General features: G+C 32.5%; 21 protein-coding genes and 2 pseudogenes. All 23 read left to right on the top strand.

Translation table 11 applies throughout. The features are described 5' to 3' along the window. Positions 1-66 precede the first annotated feature (66 nt). The 23 genes and pseudogenes from I6I93_RS01705 to rpoB all read left to right on the top strand — a co-directional run bounded on the left by I6I93_RS01705 (position 67) and on the right by rpoB (position 22,020). On the top strand, positions 67-369 hold the full coding sequence (locus tag I6I93_RS01705; protein WP_236587198.1) for a GntR family transcriptional regulator: 303 nt from the start codon (positions 67-69) through the stop codon (positions 367-369). Continuing rightward, positions 366-1,244 carry an ABC transporter ATP-binding protein gene (locus tag I6I93_RS01700; RefSeq protein ID WP_112889278.1) on the top strand — a complete coding sequence of 293 codons (879 nt, stop codon included), beginning with the start codon at positions 366-368 and terminating at the stop codon, positions 1,242-1,244. Before I6I93_RS01705 ends, I6I93_RS01700 begins: the two co-directional genes overlap by 4 nt. A 3-nt stretch (positions 1,245-1,247) precedes the next feature. Next, entirely contained in the window at positions 1,248-1,892 is a 645-nt protein-coding gene (locus I6I93_RS01695; protein WP_112890510.1) for an ABC-2 transporter permease, read from the top strand. Between the two features lie 206 nt (positions 1,893-2,098). Then, positions 2,099-2,320 (top strand): annotated as a pseudogene (locus tag I6I93_RS01690) (DUF3847 domain-containing protein); the annotation flags it as partial. Continuing rightward, positions 2,308-2,412 (top strand): annotated as a pseudogene (locus I6I93_RS01685) (MobA/MobL family protein); the annotation flags it as partial. The pseudogenes I6I93_RS01690 and I6I93_RS01685, both read left to right, overlap by 13 nt. A 117-nt stretch (positions 2,413-2,529) precedes the next feature. Beyond that, positions 2,530-3,102, top strand: a complete 573-nt coding sequence (locus I6I93_RS01680; RefSeq protein ID WP_112890509.1) for a uracil-DNA glycosylase family protein — start codon at positions 2,530-2,532, stop codon at positions 3,100-3,102. Positions 3,103-3,894: 792 nt separating this feature from the next. Continuing rightward, positions 3,895-5,079: a phosphoglycerate kinase gene (locus tag I6I93_RS01675; RefSeq protein ID WP_112890508.1), complete on the top strand. Its 1,185-nt coding sequence runs from the start codon at positions 3,895-3,897 to the stop codon at positions 5,077-5,079. Continuing rightward, entirely contained in the window at positions 5,076-5,819 is a 744-nt protein-coding gene (tpiA, locus tag I6I93_RS01670) for a triose-phosphate isomerase (protein ID WP_112889239.1), read from the top strand. Before I6I93_RS01675 ends, tpiA begins: the two co-directional genes overlap by 4 nt. Continuing rightward, positions 5,816-7,318: a 2,3-bisphosphoglycerate-independent phosphoglycerate mutase gene (gene gpmI / locus I6I93_RS01665; protein ID WP_112890507.1), complete on the top strand. Its 1,503-nt coding sequence runs from the start codon at positions 5,816-5,818 to the stop codon at positions 7,316-7,318. The genes tpiA and gpmI overlap by 4 nt, the downstream gene beginning before the upstream one ends. 38 nt (positions 7,319-7,356) lie before the next feature. Then, entirely contained in the window at positions 7,357-8,649 is a 1,293-nt protein-coding gene (eno, locus tag I6I93_RS01660) for a phosphopyruvate hydratase (protein ID WP_112890506.1), read from the top strand. After that, the gene (locus tag I6I93_RS01655; RefSeq protein ID WP_112890505.1) at positions 8,646-9,059 is read left to right on the top strand and encodes a SixA phosphatase family protein; all 414 of its coding nucleotides are present in this window, start codon (positions 8,646-8,648) and stop codon (positions 9,057-9,059) included. Before eno ends, I6I93_RS01655 begins: the two co-directional genes overlap by 4 nt. A gap of 62 nt (positions 9,060-9,121) precedes the next feature. Then, positions 9,122-9,526 carry a hypothetical protein gene (locus I6I93_RS01650; RefSeq protein WP_201621242.1) on the top strand — a complete coding sequence of 135 codons (405 nt, stop codon included), beginning with the start codon at positions 9,122-9,124 and terminating at the stop codon, positions 9,524-9,526. A gap of 9 nt (positions 9,527-9,535) precedes the next feature. Beyond that, positions 9,536-9,607 (top strand): hypothetical protein, encoded by a 72-nt coding sequence (locus tag I6I93_RS09395; RefSeq protein WP_197721012.1) that lies wholly within the window; start codon positions 9,536-9,538, stop codon positions 9,605-9,607. Between the two features lie 152 nt (positions 9,608-9,759). Beyond that, positions 9,760-10,407 carry a response regulator transcription factor gene (locus tag I6I93_RS01640; RefSeq protein WP_070702117.1) on the top strand — a complete coding sequence of 216 codons (648 nt, stop codon included), beginning with the start codon at positions 9,760-9,762 and terminating at the stop codon, positions 10,405-10,407. Continuing rightward, on the top strand, positions 10,407-11,270 hold the full coding sequence (locus I6I93_RS01635) for a sensor histidine kinase (protein ID WP_112890504.1): 864 nt from the start codon (positions 10,407-10,409) through the stop codon (positions 11,268-11,270). The genes I6I93_RS01640 and I6I93_RS01635 overlap by 1 nt, the downstream gene beginning before the upstream one ends. Positions 11,271-11,317: 47 nt before the next feature. Then, positions 11,318-11,998 carry an ABC transporter ATP-binding protein gene (locus I6I93_RS01630; protein WP_112890503.1) on the top strand — a complete coding sequence of 227 codons (681 nt, stop codon included), beginning with the start codon at positions 11,318-11,320 and terminating at the stop codon, positions 11,996-11,998. Continuing rightward, positions 11,991-13,670 (top strand): ABC transporter permease, encoded by a 1,680-nt coding sequence (locus tag I6I93_RS01625; RefSeq protein ID WP_236587197.1) that lies wholly within the window; start codon positions 11,991-11,993, stop codon positions 13,668-13,670. The genes I6I93_RS01630 and I6I93_RS01625 overlap by 8 nt, the downstream gene beginning before the upstream one ends. 21 nt (positions 13,671-13,691) lie before the next feature. Next, positions 13,692-14,459 (top strand): ABC transporter permease family protein, encoded by a 768-nt coding sequence (locus tag I6I93_RS09090; RefSeq protein WP_236587196.1) that lies wholly within the window; start codon positions 13,692-13,694, stop codon positions 14,457-14,459. Positions 14,460-14,468: 9 nt separating this feature from the next. Beyond that, on the top strand, positions 14,469-14,726 hold the full coding sequence (locus I6I93_RS01620) for a hypothetical protein (protein WP_112890502.1): 258 nt from the start codon (positions 14,469-14,471) through the stop codon (positions 14,724-14,726). A 196-nt stretch (positions 14,727-14,922) separates the two neighbouring features. Then, positions 14,923-16,131 carry an ATP-binding protein gene (locus tag I6I93_RS01615; protein WP_112890501.1) on the top strand — a complete coding sequence of 403 codons (1,209 nt, stop codon included), beginning with the start codon at positions 14,923-14,925 and terminating at the stop codon, positions 16,129-16,131. 98 nt (positions 16,132-16,229) lie between these two features. Next, a complete protein-coding gene (gene murJ, locus I6I93_RS01610) occupies positions 16,230-17,729 on the top strand; it encodes a murein biosynthesis integral membrane protein MurJ (RefSeq protein ID WP_112890500.1) in 1,500 nt (499 codons plus the stop codon). Positions 17,730-17,798: 69 nt separating this feature from the next. Beyond that, positions 17,799-18,122 (top strand): DsrE family protein, encoded by a 324-nt coding sequence (locus tag I6I93_RS01605; RefSeq protein WP_112890499.1) that lies wholly within the window; start codon positions 17,799-17,801, stop codon positions 18,120-18,122. A gap of 154 nt (positions 18,123-18,276) precedes the next feature. Beyond that, positions 18,277-22,020 (top strand): DNA-directed RNA polymerase subunit beta, encoded by a 3,744-nt coding sequence (gene rpoB / locus I6I93_RS01600; RefSeq protein ID WP_112890498.1) that lies wholly within the window; start codon positions 18,277-18,279, stop codon positions 22,018-22,020. Positions 22,021-22,022 lie beyond the last annotated feature (2 nt).

Genomic DNA, 22,022 nt, shown 5'->3' with positions numbered 1-22,022 from the left:
ATTATAAATACCGATTCTAGCGAACCGATTTATGAACAAATCGAAAATCAGATAAAAAAACAAATTATGAATGAAGATTTGAAAACTGGAGATTCTATACCATCTATGAGAGTATTAGCTAAAAATCTTAAGGTAGCTGTAATTACAGTTCAAAAGGCTTATGAAAATTTACAAAAAGATGGATTTATTGAGACTATTCATGGTAAAGGCAGTTTTATATCAGCAAGAAATATTGAATTACAAAAAATAGAAACATATAAAGAAGTGGAAGATTTAGCTAAAAAAATTGTCAAGAGCATACAATCAAGTTCTATTTCGTTAGATGACTTAATAGATTTAATAAAAAAGATATATGAGGAGGGGCAATGATGGATTCATATGAAAATAAATTAGCATTAAGGGTATCTGGATTAAATAAAAAGAATAAAACAAATGATTTTTCTTTGAAAAATATAAATATTGAAGTACCTTATGGATCTATTGTAGGAAATATAGGAAGAAATGGAGCGGGGAAAAGTACTACTATTTCTTGTATACTTGGAATGTTTCAAAAAGATGAGGGAAAAATAGAGATATTTGGTACTGAAGATTGTAATCAAATAGATATTAAAAAACACATAGGTGTTGTTTTAGATGAGCCAAACTTTTCATTATTATTAACGTCTAATGAGATAAATGAGGTAATGAAATTTAATTACAGTAATTGGGAAGAAGATAGTTTTAAAAATTATTTGAATAGATTTAATTTACCAATAGACAAGAAGACTAAGCAATTTTCATTTGGTATGAAAAAAAAGTTATCGTTGGCTATAGCGTTGTCTCACGAAACAAAACTTCTCATATTAGATGAGATTACTTCAGGTTTAGATCCAGTAAGCAGAGATGAAATACTGGGTATATTGTTGGAATTTATAGAAAACCCAGAAAACTCCGTGTATATATCATCACATATTACAACAGATTTGGAAAAAATAGCTGATTATATAGTTTTTATGGATAATGGCAAAGTCGTGTTGAGTGAAGAAAAGGATGAATTGTTATATAACTATGGGATACTTCGTTGTACTGATAAAGAACTAGAAAAAGTGGAAAAAACGGACATCATTTCATACAGGAAGGAATTTGGAAGGGTAGATATTTTAGTAAAAGATATATCGAAGATAAAGAATAAGTATAAAGAATTTGTTGTGAATAAACCAAATTTTGATGAGATGTTATTAATATTAACAGGGAAGGAGGACTAATATATGAAAGGTTTATTGTTAGAAATATATTACAAAAATATTAAAAACATTTTTATAATGAATGCATTTTTAATTTTAGTATGGATTCTAATAAATTTATTTGCTGACATACAAATGGTTGTTTTTGCGTATTTTGCAGTAGTAATTTTCGCTAACAGTTTGTTGCTTCTTTTATCTCAAAGAAAAGATTATGATTTAAAATTATATAAATATGAATTCATGCTACCAATAAAAAGTAAAAATATAATACTATCAAAATATATAAGTCAAGTAGTTATTATTCTCTTTTCTATATTGATGTTGATTATTTTGAATTATATATCAATCTATCTAGGTAAGAATTATTTTGATTATGGATCTTCAGACTTAATAGCTTTGTTAAATGTTCTATTAGGTATTATTTTGCAACTAGTATCAATCTTCTACTTAGCCATGTACTTTATTGATTTAGAGAAAGGTGATTTGTGGATGGTTTTAGGCTTGATTGGGTCTATAATGCTAGTATCAATAGAAATATTTACATTAAATAGGCTTGGATTTTCTAAGTCAGGTGGAAATGTTGCACTTTGTGCAATATATTTGATGCTATTTATAACATCATGCGTATTGAACTCAAAAAGAATGGTAAATCTAAAATTAGATACTTAAAATGGAAGATGCTATATCTATATTAGGTTTTATGTATAGAATTAATAAGTAAATATATTAATATTCAGAGCTGCTGGACCTAAAATATGGTCTTGTAGCAAAGAGATAAAAACTTATTGAATTAGAAAATATTAAAACGTGGATATTTTAGGCGATAGAAATTAAAAACTCTATCGTCTTTTTTTATTACAAGAAAGGAGTTATATATGAAAAATTTAGAGCAAATAAGACAAGAGTCAAAAGAAATAAAAGATAAAATTGATGATACAGAAGAAAGATTAAAGCAACTAAAAAATCAAGAAAAGAAGATATTAAAACAAGACATAGTGAAAAGAAGAAAAGAAAGAACTCATAGACTAATCATAAGAGGAGCAATCTTAGAAAGTCTTATAGAAAATACAGAAGAACTAACAGATCAAGAAATAAAAACCTAATTGAAAGATTTATAAAAGAAAATTTAACATCACAAGGAATGATAGTAGATTATGCAATTCATGATGAGAGTCAAGACAAAAATGGGTAATAATTTTATATAAGTTAAAAGTTTTACTAGGCTAAGAATAGATTTTTTACGAAAATTGTTACTTGTCCTAAAGCTTGGTAAGGTTCTAATTCTAATGAAGGTGATGGCAAAATTATGAAAGAAAAAATTATTATTAAAAAATTAAAAGAAGATCGCAGAAATGAAATCTACACAAATAGAGGAATTAACCCAATATTCCAGCTAAATCCAAAATCAAAAATTTTGATAATTGGGCAAGCTCCTGGGGAAAAGGTTGAAGAGACTGGTATTTTATTTAATGATAAGAGTGGGGAAAATCTTGTCAAATGGTTGGGTATATCAGAAGACGTCCTCCATAGTGAAGACTTTTCTATAATTCCAATGGATTTTTATTATCCTGGAAAGGGAAAATCGGGCGACAAGGCTCCCAGATCTTTTATTGCAAAAGAATACCATCCACTATTATTAAATGAATTGAAGGATATAAAGTTAACTATTTTGATAGGAGCCTATGCTCAAAAGTTTTATTTGAAGGATAAATTTAAGAAAAATTTAACTGAAACAGTAAAATCTTACAAAGAATTTTTGCCAGAATATTTCCCAATAGTCCACCCAAGTCCTCTAAACAACAGGTGGATAGCAAAAAATCCTTTTTTTAGAGAGGATGTCTTGCCTGAGTTAAAGAAAATGGTAAAAAAGCTGATATAAATTGTGTTTGTAAAAATTTATTGTATAACTTTTTTTATGGTAATGGTCATCAACAAGGAGAGAAAATATGAAGCGACTATGATGGAGAAGAACTATTAAACCTAGTGATGCTAGAAGATAAAATTCCAGCAGGAGCAAAATTATATTAATAAAAATTTTATTTATAAAAGTAAAAGGAACTGAGAAAAAATTATCTCAGTTCCAATTTTTTTGCTTTTTTTATTTTTTAAATTGTTTTAAAAGATTTAATATTTTTATAAGTAAGACAATCTTAATCACATGTAAAATTGTATAGGGAATTAGACCTGTAAGGATTGTCATAGTCGCTTCATATTTTTCTATAAAATCACATCTCCTTAAATAGTTCTTTTAATTTTTTTAATATTAAAATCAAAAGTATAATCTCAATTATGTTAAAAAGATATTGAGGCTGGATTATAGTGAGGAACTTAATTAATTGCATTTTCATAAGAAACATCTCCTTCAAATAATTGATAGAATTTAAATCAAAAATTTTATCTAATAATTTCATATATTTGGGAATTAATTTACATATTTTTTTGAATTTTAAGTAACGAAAGTTGAAGCTTATATCAATTTATCGATTTAACAAATTATATCACAAAAAGGGAAGTGCAAGTATAGTAATTATTCCTTGATTTTTTAATGAATTTACCCTTATAAATACTTATAAAGCAGTAGTACTAACTTCAACTCTTTATGATTTGTGGTATAATTTAAATGATAAATTGACGGAATATGACGGTATAAATCTAAAATTAGAGGTGTAATGTGAAAAAAACTATTAGAGATTTTGATTTTAATGATAAAACTGCTCTAGTTAGGGTGGACTTTAACGTGCCCCTAAAGGATGGAGTGGTAACTGGCGACGACAGAATTATTAAGGCAATCCCAACTATTGAATATTTAATAGAAAATGGGGCCAAAGTTGTTCTTATGAGTCACCTTGGTAGACCTAAGGGAGAATACAAGGAAGACCTATCTCTTGAACCAGTTGCAAAAAGAGCTTCAGAACTTTTGAAGAAGGATGTAAAATTTATTCCTTCGAAAGAAGTTGTTGATGAGGAAGTTGTAAGTCAAGTAAAAGAATTACAAAAAGGAGAAATTGTTCTTCTTGAAAACTTGAGATTTGTCAAGGGTGAAGAAAAGGATGATTCTGACTTTGCCAAAAAACTTGCATCTCTTGGTGACATCTTTGTAAATGATGCCTTTGGAACTGCCCACAGGGCTCACGCATCAAATGTTGGTGTGACAGAATTCCTACCATCTTGCGCAGGACTTCTAGTTGAAAAAGAAATTAAATACTTTGAAGATGCTCTTAAGAACCCAGAAAAACCTTTTGCGGCAATTCTTGGTGGATCAAAGGTTTCTGACAAGATTGGAGTAATAGAAAATCTATTGGAAAAAGTTGATTTCCTAGTAATTGTTGGTGCCATGGCCAACACCTTCTTAAAGTCAAAGGGACTTGAAGTTGGAAAATCTCTTGTAGAAGATGACAAGCTAGACCTTGCTAGAGAAATAATGGCAAAGGCAGTAGAAAATCAAGTTGAAATAATTCTTCCAAAGGACGTTATTGTTGCTCCAGAAGTATCTGAAAACGCAAAGGGAACTTTAAAAGATGTGGAAGATGTTGCTGAAGATGACATGATCTTAGACATTGGTAAAGAAAGTCTAAAGGATATTGAAGGATCACTATCTAAGGCAAAGACTGTTGTCTTAAATGGACCTTGTGGAGTTTTTGAAATTGAAAAATTCTCCCACGGAACTATTGAACTTGCAAAAATTCTAGCTAAGCTTGATGCCACAGTAATTGTTGGTGGTGGAGACTCTGTTGCTGCTGTTGAAAAGGCAGGAGTTGCAGATGACTTAACTCACATTTCAACTGGTGGTGGAGCAAGTCTTGAAATGCTTGAAGGGAAGAAACTTCCTGGTATCGAGGCAGTTGAAGAAGCATGAGAAAAAAATATATTTGTGGAAATTGGAAGATGAACAAGACTTCTTATGAAGTCCTTGAATTTGCAAAAGAAATAAATGAATTTGAATTTAATAAGGTAGATGTTTTAATAGCACCATCTTTTGTGAGTCTGGAAAGTCTAAGAAAAAACTTAAAAGATGAGATAAAGCTAGCGGGACAAAATGTGTCTGAGTTTGATGATGGAGCCTTCACTGGCGAAATTTCTACTACCATGTTAAAAGACATTGGAGTTGAAGATGTAATCATCGGCCACTCTGAAAGACGTGAAAAGTTTTCTGAAAGTGATGAGATTATAAATGCCAAGGTTAAAAAGGCCCTTGCAGATGATTTATCAGTAATTCTTTGCCTAGGCGAATCCCTTGAAGTCAAGGAGGAAGGCAAGGAAATTGACTTTGTAAGAGATGAACTTTTAAAATCTCTTGATGGAGTTGATGACTTAGAAAATCTTACTATTGCCTACGAACCAATTTGGGCAATTGGAACAGGAAAAACTTGCTCATCTGAAGATGCAGAAAACATGTGCAAGGAAATTAGAAATATAATAAATGAAAAATATGGAGAAATTTCTCAACAAATTAGAATTTTATATGGTGGATCTGTTAAGCCATCAAATGCAGGAGAAATTTTGTCCAAGGAAAATATTGACGGAGTCCTAGTTGGCGGTGCAAGCCTAAAGGCTAGTGACTTTATTGAAATTATAAAAGCTGGTGAAAATCTATGAAACCAACAATGTTAATAATCTTAGATGGTTTTGGGATAAATGAAAGTGAAGTAGGCAATGCAGTTAAACTTGCAAAGACTCCAACTCTTGATGAGCTTTATAAAACCTCAGCTCACACAAAAATTTATGCCAGCGAAGAATATGTTGGGCTTCCTCATGGACAAATGGGGAACTCTGAAGTTGGCCACTTAAATATTGGGGCAGGAAGAGTTATCTACCAAAATTTGACAAAGATTACTGAGTCAATTAAGTCTGGAGAATTTTTCAAAAATTCAGAATTTAAAAGGGCAATTGACAATGTCAAGAAAAATAATTCAAGCCTTCACTTAATTGGACTTGTGTCCAAGGGTGGAGTTCACTCTCACCTTGACCACTTAAAGGCTCTTATAGAATTAATGAAGGAAGAGGGAATAGAAAAAACTTATATCCATGCAATTACTGATGGACGTGACGTTTCTCCTCATGCAGCTATTGACGATATAAGAGAGCTTCAAGAAGAAATAGAAAAAGTTGGGAATGGAAAAATTGCCACAATTTCTGGAAGATATTATGCCATGGACCGTGACAAGAGATGGGAAAGAACTAAAAAATACTACGACAACCTAGTAAGTGATGTGGACTTCACTGAAGAAGACATTCTTTCCTATATAAAGTCATCCTATGATAAGGATGTTACTGATGAATTTTTAGAACCTGCAAAATTTATCAAAGGCTCTGAAATAAAAGATGGTGACTCTGTTATTATCTTCAACTTTAGACCAGACAGGGTTAGACAAATTACAAGGGCCCTTGTGGATGATGACTTCGCAGGTTTTGAAAGAAAAAAAATAGACACTACTCTTGTTGCTATGACAGAATATGACAAGGAAATAAAGAATAAGCTAGTTGCCTTTAAGGACGAAATTCCAAAGGATACTCTTGGAGAAGTTCTTGAAAAAAATAAAATCAAGCAACTTAGGATTGCCGAGACAGAAAAATATGCCCACGTTACATTTTTCTTTAATGGTGGGCGTGAAAAACCCTTTGAAGGAGAGGACAGGATCTTGGTCCCGTCTCCAAAGGTAGCAACCTATGATTTAAAACCAGAAATGTCTGCCAATGAAGTTACAGATAAGGTAATAGAAAGTTTGGAAAAGGACAAGTATGGCCTGATAATTTTAAACTTTGCAAATCCAGACATGGTTGGTCACACAGGAGACCTAAAGGCTGCCATAAAGGCAGTGGAAACTGTGGACCATGACCTTGGAAGAATTTTAAAGGTCTTAAAGGAAAAGGACGGAGCAGCAATAATTACTGCAGACCATGGAAACTGTGAGTACATGATTGATAATGAAGGCAATGTTGTAACAAGCCACAGCACAAACCTTGTTCCCCTATTTTTATTTAACAGGGATGAGGAACTTAGGTCTGACGGAGCCCTTTGCGACTTGTCGCCAACAATTTTAAAAATTATGGGATTAGATCAGCCAGAGCTTATGACTGGCAAGTCTTTATTTTAATATAATTAAATTAGAATTTATTTAAATTAGGAGGAATTATGAGTTTAATTGATTACGTTTATGCGAGAGAAGTTCTTGATTCAAGGGGAAACCCAACAGTTGAGGTAGAAGTGGGAACACTTAATGGTGGTTTTGGTTCTGCAATTGTGCCAAGTGGTGCATCAACTGGTATTCACGAAGCAGTAGAACTTCGTGATGGAGAAGATAGATACAATGGCAAGGGAGTTGAAAAGGCAGTTGCAAATGTAAATGAAAAAATTGCTGAAGAATTAATTTGCTTTGACTGCTTTGACCAACTTGGCATTGACAAGATGCTTATTGAACTTGACGGAAGCGAAAACAAGGGCAATCTTGGAGCAAATGCAATCCTTGGAGTTTCTCTTGCAGTAGCAAGGGCAGCAGCAAATGAAGCTGGACTTCCACTTTACCAATATCTTGGTGGAGTAAATGCAAAAACTATGCCAATCCCATTGATGAATATAATCAACGGTGGCGAACACGCTGACAACAACGTGGACATCCAAGAGTTTATGATTATGCCAATAGGAGCAAAAACTTTTAAGGAAGCTTTAAGAATGGGAGCAGAAGTTTACCATGCACTTAAAAAAGTTTTAAAGGACAAGGGACTTTCTACAGGTGTTGGTGACGAAGGTGGCTTTGCACCAAATCTTGAATCCAATAAAAAAGCCTTTGACTGCATACTTGAAGCTGTAAAGGCAGCAGGTTATGAAGCAGGCAAGGACATTGTACTTGCAATTGACGCTGCAGCTTCAGAATTCTATGACAAGGACAAGAAAAAATACATTCTTGAAGGAGAAGGTCGTGAGTTTACATCAGAAGAACTTTCAAAATTCTATGAAGAATTAGTAAAGGAATACCCAATTTATTCTATAGAAGATGGACTTGATGAAGACGACTGGGATGGCTGGAAGCACTTAACAGACCTACTAGGCGATAAGGTTCAATTAGTTGGAGACGACTTCTTCGTTACAAACACAAAAAGACTTCAAGAAGGAATAGAAAAAGAATCTGCAAACTCAATCCTAATTAAGTTTAACCAAATTGGAACAATTACAGAAACACTTGACTCCATAGAACTTGCAAAGAGACACAATTACACAGCAGTAATCTCTCACAGGTCAGGAGAAAGTGAAGACTCAACAATAGCGGACCTTGCAGTTGCAACAAACGCTGGCTTTATAAAAACTGGAGCACCAGCAAGATCTGAAAGAATTGCAAAATACAATGAACTTCTAAGAATTGAAGACGAACTAGGCGACTTGGCAATTTATCCAGGCTTTGATGCTTTCTATAACATTGACAGAAAATGAAAATTTACTTTATAAGACATGGTGAAGCAGAAATTTATGCTGAAGATGACTTCAAGAGAAAGTTGACTACCATTGGAAGGGTTAAACTGGAAAATTCTTTTAAGGCTTTTGCAAATAATTTAGAAGACAAGAGGTCCTACAAGATTTATTCCTCACCTCTTGAAAGGGCAAAGGAAACTGCAGAGATTTTGGCCAAGCACTTGGACTCAACTTATGAAGTCAAGGACTATCTTGCAGGAGCAAGGATAAGAGATATTTTAAAAACTTTAGATCAAGATGAAAACTATATTCTAGTATCCCATGAGCCTTTTATATCTAATTGGATTTATCAACTCACTGGTGAGATGAAAATTGTATCAAGAGGCAGCATAAACTTTGTGGAAATAAATTTAGAGGACTTTGCAGAATAAAAATTTTGAAATCTTAATCATATTTTGCTTTTCTTAATAAAAGAAGAAATTATGAGGAGACAATGAATAAGAAAATTACACTAGCATCAGTAGCACTACTTTCGCTAACACTAGTTGGATGTGGAGCAAAAAACGATGCAAAAGAAAATACAGCAAAAGAAAATAACACTAAGGTAGAAGCAAATAATGTAGAAAAGACTACTGAAGAAGCTCTTGAATTAAAGGACGGAACTTACACAGGTAAATCATCAGAAGATGACTTTGGTGGACACATGGAAGTTACAATCACAGTAGCCGACGGAAAGATTTCTAACACTGAAGTTAAGAACCTTCAAAAAGACGGAAGTGAAAAGGGAGAAGACTACGGTAAAGAAGCTGGCGAAGAAGGACACAAGACTGCACAAATGACACTTGAAGCTTCACAAACTTACGGACAAGAACTTACAGAAAAGGGTTCAGTAGAATAAGTTGAAGCAGTGACTGGCGCAACACAATCCTACAATCAATTTGTTGAAGCAGCAAATGATGCAATCAACCAAGCAAAATAATTTTAAAAATTAAAAGAGTTAAAATCACAAGCACTGGCGAAAGCTGGTGCTTTTTTTGTTGGGAAGATTTATAAGAACGCAAAAAGATTAAGAATTCTTTTAAAAACTAAAGTGTGATAGAATTTGTTTACAAGATTGTGTTAGGTGATCAAATGAAAAAAATAATTTTAATAGAAGACGATGAAAATTTATCAAGAGGGATTGAGTCCTATTTGTCAAAAAATAATTTTAAAGTAGAAACTTGTAAAAACTTTGAAGAAGCAAGGATAAAAATAAATAATTCTTATGACTTGGCAATTTTAGACATAAATTTGCCTGATAGGGATGGAATTAATTTGTTGAAGACTTTGAGAGAAAACAATGTGAGAGTAATAATCACAACAGTAAAAAACGATGAGAAATTTATCGTGAGAGCCCTAGATAGTGGAGCCGACGATTACATTACAAAACCCTTTAAGCTTTCTATCTTAAGAGCGAGAATAGATAAGACTCTTAGGACGGCTCTTGTAGAAGATGATTTTATTAGCTTCAAGGACTTGGCTCTAAATAATAAGGAAGGAAGCTTTTATTATAAAGATAAAAAACTAGATTTAACTTCACTGGAATTTGAAGTGATGAAATTATTTATAAATAATCCAAATAGAATTTTTACTAGGGACTTTTTACTAGAGAGATTTTGGGATAGGCGAGAGAAATTTGTCAACGATAATACACTTACTGCCACTATTAAAAGAATTAGGGACAAAAGTGACAGAGATATTATCAAGACAATCCGTGGAATAGGTTATAGGATGGACTGATGATTTATTTATTTTACCCTGTGAGCTTGTTGGCCCTTTATTATTTTTTAAAGAAAAGACAAAAGAAGAGAATTGAGGAATTGGAAGAACTTATAGATAGGTTGGAAGAAAAGAACTATTCAATCCCCATGGTCCAAGATGAATTTTCTATACTTGAAGACAAAATTTATAAGATATTTGTAGAACTTGTTGAGGCGAGAGAAAGCCTTGAGATAAATTCAAAAAAACAGAGGCAAAATCTAGAAGATATTGCCCATCAAATAAAGACTCCAATCACTTCAATGGTCTTTGACTTGGAAACAATTGATAAGACTGAAGAAAATAGAAAAGAGATTGAAAGGTTAGAGTCTCAACTTGAAAGGCTTAACTCTCTTGCTGATATTTTGTTAAAGCTATCTAGTCTTGATGCAAATATAGACAAGATGGATAAGAGAGAAGTTTTTATTTCAGAAATACTTGACTATGTTTTGGATATTTTAAGAAAATCAATTGATGAGAAAAAGGTAAAAATTATTTGTAACTACGAGGATTATGAGATAAAAGTCGATTACTATTGGATCTCTGAAGCTTTAATAAATATTATAAAGAATGCCTTGAGCCTTGATGGTCTTACAAGAATTAAGATTTCTACGGATAAAAATCCAATTTATACAGAGATAATAATTGAAGATGACGGTGGAGGGATTAAGGAAGAAAACTTCAAAAAAATATTTGAAAGATTTTACAAAAGTCCTGACTCTAAGGGCTTTGGCATAGGACTTGCCATGGCAAAATCAATTGTTGAGGCAAACAATGGAGATATATCTGTAAAAAATGGAAAAGATGGTGCGATTTTTAAAATTAAATTTTACAATGTCACTTAAAAGTCATTTTAACCCTTTATTATTAAGACAAATAGAGGGAGGTACATATGGAAATTGTTAGAACTGAAAATTTATCAAAAACTTATGGAAGTGGAGAAAATCTTGTAAAAGCAATTGATGATGTTAATTTAAAAATTGAAAAAGGAGAATTTATTGCAATTGTTGGACCAAGTGGATCAGGCAAGTCAACTCTTCTTCACTTGTTGGGTGGTGTGGACAATCCAAGTTCCGGAAAAATATTTATAGACGGCAATGACATCTCAAAATATTCATCAAAAGAATTAGCACTTTTTAGGAGAAGAAAAGTAGGTCTAATTTATCAATTTTATAATTTAATTCCCAACTTAACAGTGAGGCATAACATTGAGTTGCCCCTAAAGCTTGATAAGAGAAAAATCAATGATGAAGTCCTATTAGATATTGTTAGAAAACTTGGCATAGAAAATAAGTTGGATTCTTTTCCAAGTGAACTATCAGGTGGTCAACAACAAAGAGTTGCCATAGCAAGAAGTCTTATATATTCTCCGTCTCTTGTGCTCGCTGATGAGCCAACTGGAAACCTAGACAGAGAGAATTCAAGAGAAATAATTGAAATTTTAAAATATTTTAACAGGACTTTAAAACAGACAATTATTGTAATAACCCATGACGAGTCCATAGCCCTAGAGGCAGAAAGAGTAATAACAATAGTGGATGGAAAAGTAGTGGGAGATGAAAGAAATGAATAAGAAGAATCTATCAATCTCACTTTCACTTTTTATAACTGCAATTTTCTTTACATTTTGTGTTTACTTTGGATATGTAAATAATAAATTTGATTATGAATATTTTAGAAACAGATCAATTTATGATGCTAAAATTATGACTGAAACAGTTTCTGGTGACACAAGCAAATTAAAAGAAATAAAAAACATCAAAGAGGTGGGAGAAGTTGCAGTAGAAAATAATTCTGCCAAGCTATCTCAAAATGTCTTAGTGGTAAATTATACAGATCATGGTTTTAACAAGATGTTAGAAGATAATATGCTAAAAGAGGGAAGCTTTGCTACAAAAGATAATGAAATCACCATACCAAAAAGTCTTGCAGAAAAAGAAAATTTAAAAATTGGCGATAAGGTAAAAGTAGAATTTGGGAATAGACTAGTTAATGGAAAACAAATAAAAGCAGTTTCAAGTGTTACTAAGGATGAAGAATTTATAAGAAAAGATAGCAAGGAATATGTAATAAGTGGTCTCACAAGAAATCTTTACAATGAAAATATGAAGATTTTTTATGCGTCTACTGTCATAGGAAAGAATGCAAAGACTAATAGCTTTGTAAGATTTCATAATTTTAGAAAAGCCTATAGTAATAAAGATAATTTAGAAAAAGATCTTGCATCTATCTTGAATAAAGATAAAGTAGAACTAGAATTTAGCGAAATAATGAAAGATTACTATAATGTTGATGGGAGTCTTTTTCAGCAAAATAGGCAGATAATTGTAGATTCTCTTTTAATTTTTGCTACAATCCTTATTTTTATATTTTTTGTAAAAAATATTTTTACAGTTTGGGGACTAAGAAAGATAAGAGAAATTTCAATGTACAAATCCATTGGTTCAACAGATTATCAAATTTATAAATTGCTTTTAAAAGATGGATTAAAAACTTCACTTCTACCAATAGTTATGGGACATGTTTTCGGATATGGAGGAATCAACCTCCTCTATCTTGGCCTTCAAAGGATTGTAGAAGAAGAGGAAAAGTACAAGTATATAGAATTTTCGCCAAGCCTTTCACTTATAGTTTTGTTAATTTGCTTTTTTATAATTTTAATAGCAATACTTGCTCCAGCTAAAAAAATCGCAAAGATAAATATAATTGATGGAGTAAGGGGCAACTTTAATGACAAAAATATAAAACTAAAGAGAAATAAAGATATTTGGAAGGAATTAAAGATAAATAATTTAAAAACTACTTCCTCTCAGAGATATATTTCTGCCATTGGAATGATAATTGTCTCAATTTTTTTAATAGTTTTTTCTATGGCAAAGTACAATAGGGTGAAAAATACTTACACTTACAATACGAATATTAATATACTAATTCATTCAAATGAAGCTGAAGTTCCAAATGTCTTAAAAGATATAATGAATACTACAGAAAATGACAGAGCATTTCTTTCAACTGAAAAATATATTTCCCTTAGTAAGGAGCAAAATTATTCAGATGAGTTTAGGTCTCTTGATTTAGATGAGAAAATTCGAAAATATTATGATAATGGCGAAGATTTTTATCTCGATGGAATTATAACGGCCTTAGATGATGAAACTTTTGAAAAGATAGGTGGCAAAAAGGGAGAGGCTTTGCTATTAAATAGGGTCCAAGTCAATCCAAATGCACCAATTGATGGATCATAAACAACAAAATATTTTGAAAATATGGATATTTTAAATTACTCTATAACAGAAGAGAAAAATTACAATTATTCAATCAAAGTAGATAAATTAATCGATAGCACAAAGGACTTTAGGCAAAGAAGGCTACCCTTCGATGTGTATTTATACGTTGACTTTGACACATATTTTAAACTCTTAGATGACTGGAATAAGTACTATTTAAAAAATAATAATGACTTGAGAAGAAACACCTATGAACTATCAATGCAAGTTGATGAAAATAAGTTAGACGATATAAAGAATGAAGTTAAAGAAAAATTAGATTCTTCCATTGCCTACAATGAAACTTATAATTTAACTACAAGCAAAGATGTAGAGGCAAATCGCATGAAAGATGTAAAAACTTTTGGACTTATGATAATTTCTATTGCAGGCATAATTTTCATTTTAAATATAACTAATGGATATTCTTCCATTAATTTAAGTTTAATGGCAAGGAAAAAAGAAATTGGATCTTTAATGTCTTGTGGAATAGATGGGGAAGAACTAATATATAAATATACAAGAGATTTTATATTAGAAGAAATTAAATCACTGGCAATAGTTTTAATAGTAAGTTTTGCTGCTGTATTTGTAATTGCAAAAATATCTCCAACATTAGATATGAAAATTTTGTTGTCTTATTTTGAATATAAATATTTCCTTGCTTTTGGAATTTTGATTTATGGTATAAATATATTAATCTACAAATTATCTTTAAAAAACATTCTAAAGATCGATCCCATTGATTTGATAAGAGGATTTGACTAGGAGGTAGTCATGAGAAAAAATATCAGCAAGTATTTATTTTTTATTGGCATAGGAATTTTGATAATTTCTTATATGCTGCCTGTAGATATTCTTGAAAGTTTTACAAACTTAAGACCGACAGGTCTCACAAGTTTATTTATCTGCAGGGTTATAGGACTTATTGGTCTTATCTTTGCAATTAAAGAGAAGTCACTTTTGTTTGGAATATTAAATTTCTTGTTAATTATAATTTTTCCCCTCGTTATGTTCATTAATAGTTTGATATAAAGTTACAAGCTTTGAGTTTAGACTCAAGGCTTTTTTATTTGTATGTTATTTGATTTTATAAGCTATAATAAAACAATTCAGACTTTCGATTATAATAGAAATAAATAAAAAATCCCAAAGTCTTTCGAGTATAATCGAAATCAAGTTGAAAAATAATTTAAATTCGAGTATACTCGAAATAGATGGAGGGATTCAAATGGATTATATTTTTAGAGATAGGTATATAGAAAAAATTAAAAATTTTATTGATAAACCAATTGTAAAAATTTTAACTGGAATGAGACGTGTTGGAAAATCTACAATTTTAAATATTATTAAGAACGACGTTTTAAAGGATATTCCTGAAGAAAATAAAATTTATATGAATTTTGAATCCTTTGAATATTTTGAAATTAACAATTCAAGTGCATTAAAAGAATATTTAAATGAAAAATTGAAAGACCAAAAGGGAAAAGTTTATTTTTTCTTTGATGAAATTCAGTTAGTCGAAGATTGGGAGAAAGTAATAAATGCCCTGAGGGTTAGCTTTGATTCAGACATTTACATCACTGGGTCTAATTCAAAATTAATATCTGGTGACTTGGCAACACTTCTTGCTGGTAGATATGTTGAATTTGAAATCCAGCCCTTAAGTTTCTATGAATTTTCAGAAATTTACAAAGATTCAGACTTAAATGAAGAAGATTTATTTCAAAAATTTATAAAAATTGGTGGTATGCCAGGTTTAAAATATTTCAAGCTTGAGGAAGAAGTTTCTCAGAAATATTTAAATGATATTTATAACACAGTCCTCGTGAAAGATGTTTTGAACTACAACAATATAAGAGATGTTGATATTTTTAATAGGATTCTCAGCTTCGCAATGCAAAATATTGGCGCGACATTTTCTGCTAGTGCAATAAAAAATTATTTAAAGAGCGAAAATCGAAATATTTCTGTAGACACTGTTTTAAATTATTTGGAATATTGCAACAGGGCCTTTGTCTTAAAAAAAGTTCCAAGATTTGATCTAGAAGGCAAAAAACTCTTAAAGGTTGATGAAAAATATTATTTGACAGATCATGGCTTTAGACAGTCCATGGGCTTTTCTAACGTTAAAGATATTGAAAAAACTTTGGAAAATATTGTCTACATTGAGCTTTTATCGCGAGGATATGATGTGAAAATTGGAAAAGTAAAAGATAGAGAAATAGATTTTGTGGCAAAAAGAGGAGAGATCATTTCTTATTTTCAAATTTCATACCTAATGGAAAATGAAAAAACTAGAGAAAGGGAGTTTGGAGTTTATGATTTAATAAAAGACAATTATCCAAAATATGTCCTCTCCATGGATAAATTTGATTTTTCACAAAAAGGCATTGTTCACAAAAACATAATTGACTTCTTGTTGGAAAGAGAGAAATAATTTTTTAAATTGCAATAGAAGTGAACTTGTAAATAAAAATAAATAACTATATAATAACTTGGGGTTTAACCCAAGTTTTTTTAATTAAAGGAGAAAAAATGAAAACTTCTTATATACTTATGATAATTACAATCCTCTCCAAGGTCTTTGGACTCTTGAGGGAGAAGGCCCTTGCTTACTTCTTTGGAGTTGGCATGGTGGCAGATATTTTTTTAGTAGCCTTCCAACTTCCTATGACCTTTACCAATGTCATTAGTGGTGCTGTTGCCAACGGCTATATCCCTATGTACGACAAAATTAAGGAGAGGGACGACAAGAAACTTGCTGACATCTTTACTGCTAATCTTTCAAATATAATTTTTATTGTCTTTGCAATAGTGACAATTCTTTCCATTATATTTGCAAGACCTCTTGTCAAGTTAATGGCTGAAGGTTTTTCTGGAGAAAAGCTTGAGCTTGCAATTTTTGTTTCAAGAGTTGCCATGCTATCAATTGCCGTAACAGCAGTAAGTTCTATCTACAAGGCCTACTTACAAATTCATGAAAAGTTTGTAATTTCTGTCCTTCACTCAATTATTATGAATATCATAATAATTATTTCCATGGGGTTTGCCTACAAGATGGGGATAAATTATCTTGCAGTGGGAATTCTCTTGGCCTTTGTCCTTCAATATGGGATTTTTATTAGGCCAATTAAGAAGCTTGGCTACAAGCATTCTTTAAAAATTGATTTCAATGAAGATATTAAGAAGTTATTTACTTCTATTCTTCCAATTTTGATTTCAACTTCTGCAATTGAAATAAACTTTATGATTTCACGTTCTCTTGCATCTGGAGCCTATGCTGGTGGGATTTCTATCTTAAATTATTCCTATAAGCTGCAAAGTTTTGTCACAGGAATTGTTGTAACTTCAATTATCACTGCAACTTATCCTAAGCTTGCAAAGTTTGGATCAAAAAAAGATTTAGAAAATTTAAAAGATGCCTTGTCAGAAGGTCTTTCAAATATGCTAATCCTAGTTGTGCCGGCAGCCTTTGGCCTTTATGTTTTTTCTTTTCCAATTGTAAATCTCTTATTTGTTGGGGGAGAATTTTCTGTTGAAGATGCTAGGATTACTGCTACAGTCTTATCTTTCTTTGCCTTTGGAGTTATAGGAATTGGGGTTAGAGAAATTATTTCAAGAGCCTTCTACTCTCTTGGCGACAACAAGACGCCAGTTTACAATTCTCTAATTATTGTTGGAATTAATATTGCCCTTGCACTTTTATTATCAAAAGTCATGGGAATTAGGGGGATTGCTTTTGCTACATCAATTTCCTTTATTGTTGGAGCCCTTGCAATGTATTTTTCTTCTATAAGACTAATAGGAAATGTGTTTGATAAGAAGCTTCTTAAAAATCTTATAAAAATAACAATTTCGTCAGGAGCTATGGCTCTTGGATCGAGACTAGTTTATGAAGTCCTTACAAAAAGCTTTAGCATAAATTTATCTCTTCTTATTTCTATTCTTGTAGCAGGCCTAATTTATCTTATACTTCTCATCCTTTTGAGAGTTGATGAGATAAGAGAAATTTTAAAACTTGTCCTTAAAAAGTAGAAATTTATTAAGGACCTTTCCTTTTTCTCTTTATTAGTGTAAAATATTATCTAATAAGGAGTGATACATATGAAGGTAATTTTTCACGTAGTAGAACAAGACAAGTGGACTTCTGTAATATCAAACGTAAGAGACTTGTTAGACAACTTTGATGACATCCAAATAGAAATAATTGCAATGTCAAAAGCAGCTGCATTATTTAACAGATACTCTGGAGTTGACTTCCAAGGAATTATTGGAAATCCAAAGGTTAATATTACAATAGGAAAGAAAGCATTAGAAGAAAACAGACTTAAAGAAGAACTAATTCCTTCAGAAATCAAAATCGAAGACTTAGTTATAACAAAAATCGTAAAGCTTCAAAACGAAGGTTACGCTTATATTAGACTTTAAAAAGAATTCTGCCTTTTGGCAGGATTTTTTTATTTAAAAACCTTGCAAAGTGTCGGCAATAATGATAAAATACCTATTTGCATAATAATAATTAGAGTGGTGATTTGTACTCTAATTGGATACACTCATTTGAAAGGCTAGGGTGAGAAAATTAATGGTACATCCTGTTAAATATGGGAAACGTGAGAGAATGAGTTTTTCTCGTGTAGATGAAGTTATGTCACTTCCAAATCTTCTTGACGTGCAGACTTCTTCATACAAATGGTTGATTGAAGAAGGATTGAAAGAAGTTTTTGATGACGTATCTCCTATTGAGGATTACTCTGGAAATTTAATTTTAGAATTTGTGGACTATCATTTATCTGATGAAATCAAATATGATATAGACGAATCTAAACAGAGAGACACAAATTACTCTGCGCCATTAAAGGCAAAGGTAAGACTTATCAATAGTGAAACTGGCGAAGTTAAGGAACAGGAAGTCTTTATGGGCGACCTTCCACTTATGACACCAACTGGCACATTTGTAATAAATGGGGCAGAGCGTGTAGTTGTTTCACAACTTGTAAGAAGTCCTGGAGCATATTATAAGGAAGAAAGAGACAAGACAGGTAAGAAAATCTATTCGGCAACACTTATACCAAATAGGGGAGCTTGGCTTGAATTTGAAACTGATGCTCAAGGCGTTATCAATGTAAGAATTGATAGGACAAGAAAAATTCCTATTACTGTCTTATTAAGAGCTATTGGTGTTGAATCTAACCAAGAAATCATGGACGTAATTGGAGAAAGTGAAGCTGTATTAAAGACTCTTGAAAAAGATATTACTACTAACAAGAATGAAGCTTTACTTGAAATCTATAAAAAATTAAGACCAGGTGAACCACCTACTATTGATTCAGCTCAATCACTTTTTGAGAATATGTTCTTCGATGACAGAAGATATGACCTTGCAAAAGTTGGTAGATATAAATTCAACAAAAAGCTTGGCATTTCTGCAAGACTTGAAGGTAATATTCCTGCTGAAGACATAGTTGACCCAATGACTGGGGAAATCTTAGCAGAAGCTGGCGAACTATTAAATAGGGCAAAGGCTGAAAAGATTGAAGCAGCTGGTGTTAACCAAGTCCTAATTAAGACTGACGAAAACTACGAACACGCAAGTGAAAATACAATAGTAATTGGAAACAACTTCTCCTTTGTTGATGCTTATGAACTAGACTTCGACATGGAAGAACTTGGTTTTAAAGAAAAAGTATATAGACCACTTTTCGATGAACTTTATGAAGAATATTCTGAAGACACAGAAAAGTTTAAGGAAGAGCTTGTAAAGGCTCATAGAGAACTATCTCCAAAAAATATTTTAATCGACGATATTATCGCTGGTATAAATTATGAATTTGGACTTATGAACAACGTGGGATCCGTTGACGACATCGACCATCTTGGAAACAGAAGAATTAGATCTGTTGGAGAACTTCTTCAAAACCAATTTAGGATTGGTATTTCAAGAATGGAAAGAGTTATCCGTGAAAGGATGACTGTACAAGATGTTGATGCAACAACTCCACAATCACTGATAAATATTAGACCTGTGACAGCTGCGATAAAAGAATTTTTCGGTTCTTCCCAACTTTCACAATTTATGGACCAAAATAATCCTCTATCAGAATTAACTCACAAGAGAAGGTTATCTGCACTAGGACCTGGTGGGTTGAGTAGAGATAGGGCTGGATTTGAAGTGCGTGACGTCCATAACTCACATTACGGAAGAATGTGTCCTATTGAGACACCAGAAGGTCCAAACATTGGACTTATCACATCCCTTACAACTTACGCAAGAATCAACGACTATGGTTTTATTGAAACACCATATAGGAAGGTTGTTGACGGAGTTGTAACTGATCAAATAGATTATCTAACTGCCGATGTTGAGTACGAACAAATCATTGCTCAAGCTGACGAAAGACTTGATGAAAATAATAAATTCGTTGAAGATAGGATTGCTGCCAGAGGTCATGGCGGTAATGCCGATATTTTCGACATAAAAGACGTAAACTACATGGACGTTTCTCCACAACAAATTGTTGCTGTAGGTACATCCATGATTCCTTTCTTGGAAAACGACGACGCCAACAGGGCTCTAATGGGTGCCAACATGCAGCGTCAAGCAGTACCTCTATTAAAGACTGAGGCTCCTGTTGTTGGAACTGGTATTGAATACAGGGCAGCAAAGGACTCAGGTGTTGTAATTGTTTCTAAGAACAAGGGTAAAATCAAAAAAGTTGACTCTGTTCATATTGAAGTGGAAAGAGAATCTGACAAGGGAATCGACACATATAAACTTCACAAGTTTATGGGTGGTAACCAAGGAACTACAATTAACCAAAGACCTATTGTAAATGAAGGGGACCTTGTAGAAGCAGGAGAAATCATTGCTGACGGTCCATCAACTGATATGGGTGAAATGGCCCTTGGTAAAAATATCCTAATAGCCTTTATGAACTGGGAAGGATATAACTACGAAGATGCCATGCTTGTAAGTCAAGAGCTTGTTATTGATGATGTATTAACTTCACTTCACATTGAAGAATATGAATCAGAAGCAAGAGATACAAAACTTGGACCTGAAGAAATTACAAGAGACATACCTAATGTTGGGGAAGACATGCTAAAAGACCTTGACGACAGGGGTATTATAAGAATTGGTGCAGAAGTAAAACCAGGAGATATCCTAGTTGGTAAGGTAACTCCAAAGGGAGAAACTGAACTTTCTGCAGAAGAAAGACTTCTTCGTTCAATCTTTGGTGAAAAGGCAAGAGAAGTAAGAGATACTTCCCTTAGACTTCCTCATGGTGAACATGGAATTGTTGTTGATGTTAAGACATTTAATAGGTCTGAAGGAGACGAACTTCAACCAGGTGTCAACGAAATGGTAAGAGTCTTTGTTGCTACAAAGAGAAAGATTCAAGTAGGGGACAAGATGTGTGGTCGTCACGGAAACAAGGGTGTTATCTCTAGGGTTATGCCTAAGGAAGACATGCCTTACATGCCAGACGGTACACCAATCCAAATTGTTCTTAACCCACTAGGGGTTCCATCTCGTATGAACCTTGGACAAGTACTTGAAGTTCACTTGGGACTTGCTGCCAAAAAACTTGGATGGCACGTTGCAACACCAGTATTTGACGGTGCCAATGAAAATGACATCTTCGACACACTTGAAGAAGCTGGATATTCTAGAGATGGAAAAATTCAACTAAGAGATGGTAGAACTGGAGAAGAATTTGACCACCCTGTAACTGTTGGTTACATGTATATGTTAAAGCTTCACCACTTAGTTGATGAAAAGATCCACGCTCGTTCTACTGGACCTTACTCACTTGTTACACAACAACCTCTTGGAGGTAAGGCACAATTCGGTGGACAAAGATTTGGAGAGATGGAAGTTTGGGCTCTTGAAGCATATGGTGCTAGCCATACCCTACAAGAAATGCTTACAGTTAAGTCTGACGATATTGTTGGTCGTGTTAAGACTTACGAAGCTATTGTTAAGGGCGAAAACATTCCACAACCAGGAGTTCCTGAATCCTTTAAGGTTCTAATAAAAGAACTTCAAGCACTAGCTCTTGAAATTCAAGTTCTTGATGATAAGGGCAATGAAGTTGACCTTGAAGTTGATGAAGATGAACTAACAAAGATTGATAACATCGATGATAAAAATACAAAATCAGATGAAGATGAATTAAAGGAACTTATCGAACAAACTGGAACTGCAAATATTGGAATCAGAACAATTTCAAATGATGAAGTTGAGTCTTTTGAAAAAAGTCACATCTACGAAGATGAAGACGGCGAGTATGAAGACGACGATGAATCCGATGAATCTGAAGATTAATT

The sequence above is a fragment of the Peptoniphilus harei genome (assembly GCF_016726485.1).
In the GTDB taxonomy this organism is placed as follows: domain Bacteria; phylum Bacillota; class Clostridia; order Tissierellales; family Peptoniphilaceae; genus Peptoniphilus_A; species Peptoniphilus_A harei.
The sequence above is the reverse complement of the archived record's forward strand: the minus strand, read 5'-3'. Positions and strand labels throughout refer to the sequence as shown.

Coding starts and splice junctions, on each gene's coding strand:
- I6I93_RS01705 (WP_236587198.1), top strand. CDS start 67: ATGAATGAAGATTTGAAAACTGGAGATTCTATACCATCTATGAGAGTA.
- I6I93_RS01700 (WP_112889278.1), top strand. CDS start 366: ATGATGGATTCATATGAAAATAAATTAGCATTAAGGGTATCTGGATTA.
- I6I93_RS01695 (WP_112890510.1), top strand. CDS start 1,248: ATGAAAGGTTTATTGTTAGAAATATATTACAAAAATATTAAAAACATT.
- I6I93_RS01680 (WP_112890509.1), top strand. CDS start 2,530: ATGAAAGAAAAAATTATTATTAAAAAATTAAAAGAAGATCGCAGAAAT.
- tpiA (WP_112889239.1), top strand. CDS start 5,076: ATGAGAAAAAAATATATTTGTGGAAATTGGAAGATGAACAAGACTTCT.
- gpmI (WP_112890507.1), top strand. CDS start 5,816: ATGAAACCAACAATGTTAATAATCTTAGATGGTTTTGGGATAAATGAA.
- eno (WP_112890506.1), top strand. CDS start 7,357: ATGAGTTTAATTGATTACGTTTATGCGAGAGAAGTTCTTGATTCAAGG.
- I6I93_RS01655 (WP_112890505.1), top strand. CDS start 8,646: ATGAAAATTTACTTTATAAGACATGGTGAAGCAGAAATTTATGCTGAA.
- I6I93_RS01650 (WP_201621242.1), top strand. CDS start 9,122: ATGAATAAGAAAATTACACTAGCATCAGTAGCACTACTTTCGCTAACA.
- I6I93_RS01640 (WP_070702117.1), top strand. CDS start 9,760: ATGAAAAAAATAATTTTAATAGAAGACGATGAAAATTTATCAAGAGGG.
- I6I93_RS01635 (WP_112890504.1), top strand. CDS start 10,407: ATGATTTATTTATTTTACCCTGTGAGCTTGTTGGCCCTTTATTATTTT.
- I6I93_RS01630 (WP_112890503.1), top strand. CDS start 11,318: ATGGAAATTGTTAGAACTGAAAATTTATCAAAAACTTATGGAAGTGGA.
- I6I93_RS01625 (WP_236587197.1), top strand. CDS start 11,991: ATGAATAAGAAGAATCTATCAATCTCACTTTCACTTTTTATAACTGCA.
- I6I93_RS09090 (WP_236587196.1), top strand. CDS start 13,692: ATGGATATTTTAAATTACTCTATAACAGAAGAGAAAAATTACAATTAT.
- I6I93_RS01620 (WP_112890502.1), top strand. CDS start 14,469: ATGAGAAAAAATATCAGCAAGTATTTATTTTTTATTGGCATAGGAATT.
- I6I93_RS01615 (WP_112890501.1), top strand. CDS start 14,923: ATGGATTATATTTTTAGAGATAGGTATATAGAAAAAATTAAAAATTTT.
- murJ (WP_112890500.1), top strand. CDS start 16,230: ATGAAAACTTCTTATATACTTATGATAATTACAATCCTCTCCAAGGTC.
- I6I93_RS01605 (WP_112890499.1), top strand. CDS start 17,799: ATGAAGGTAATTTTTCACGTAGTAGAACAAGACAAGTGGACTTCTGTA.
- rpoB (WP_112890498.1), top strand. CDS start 18,277: ATGGTACATCCTGTTAAATATGGGAAACGTGAGAGAATGAGTTTTTCT.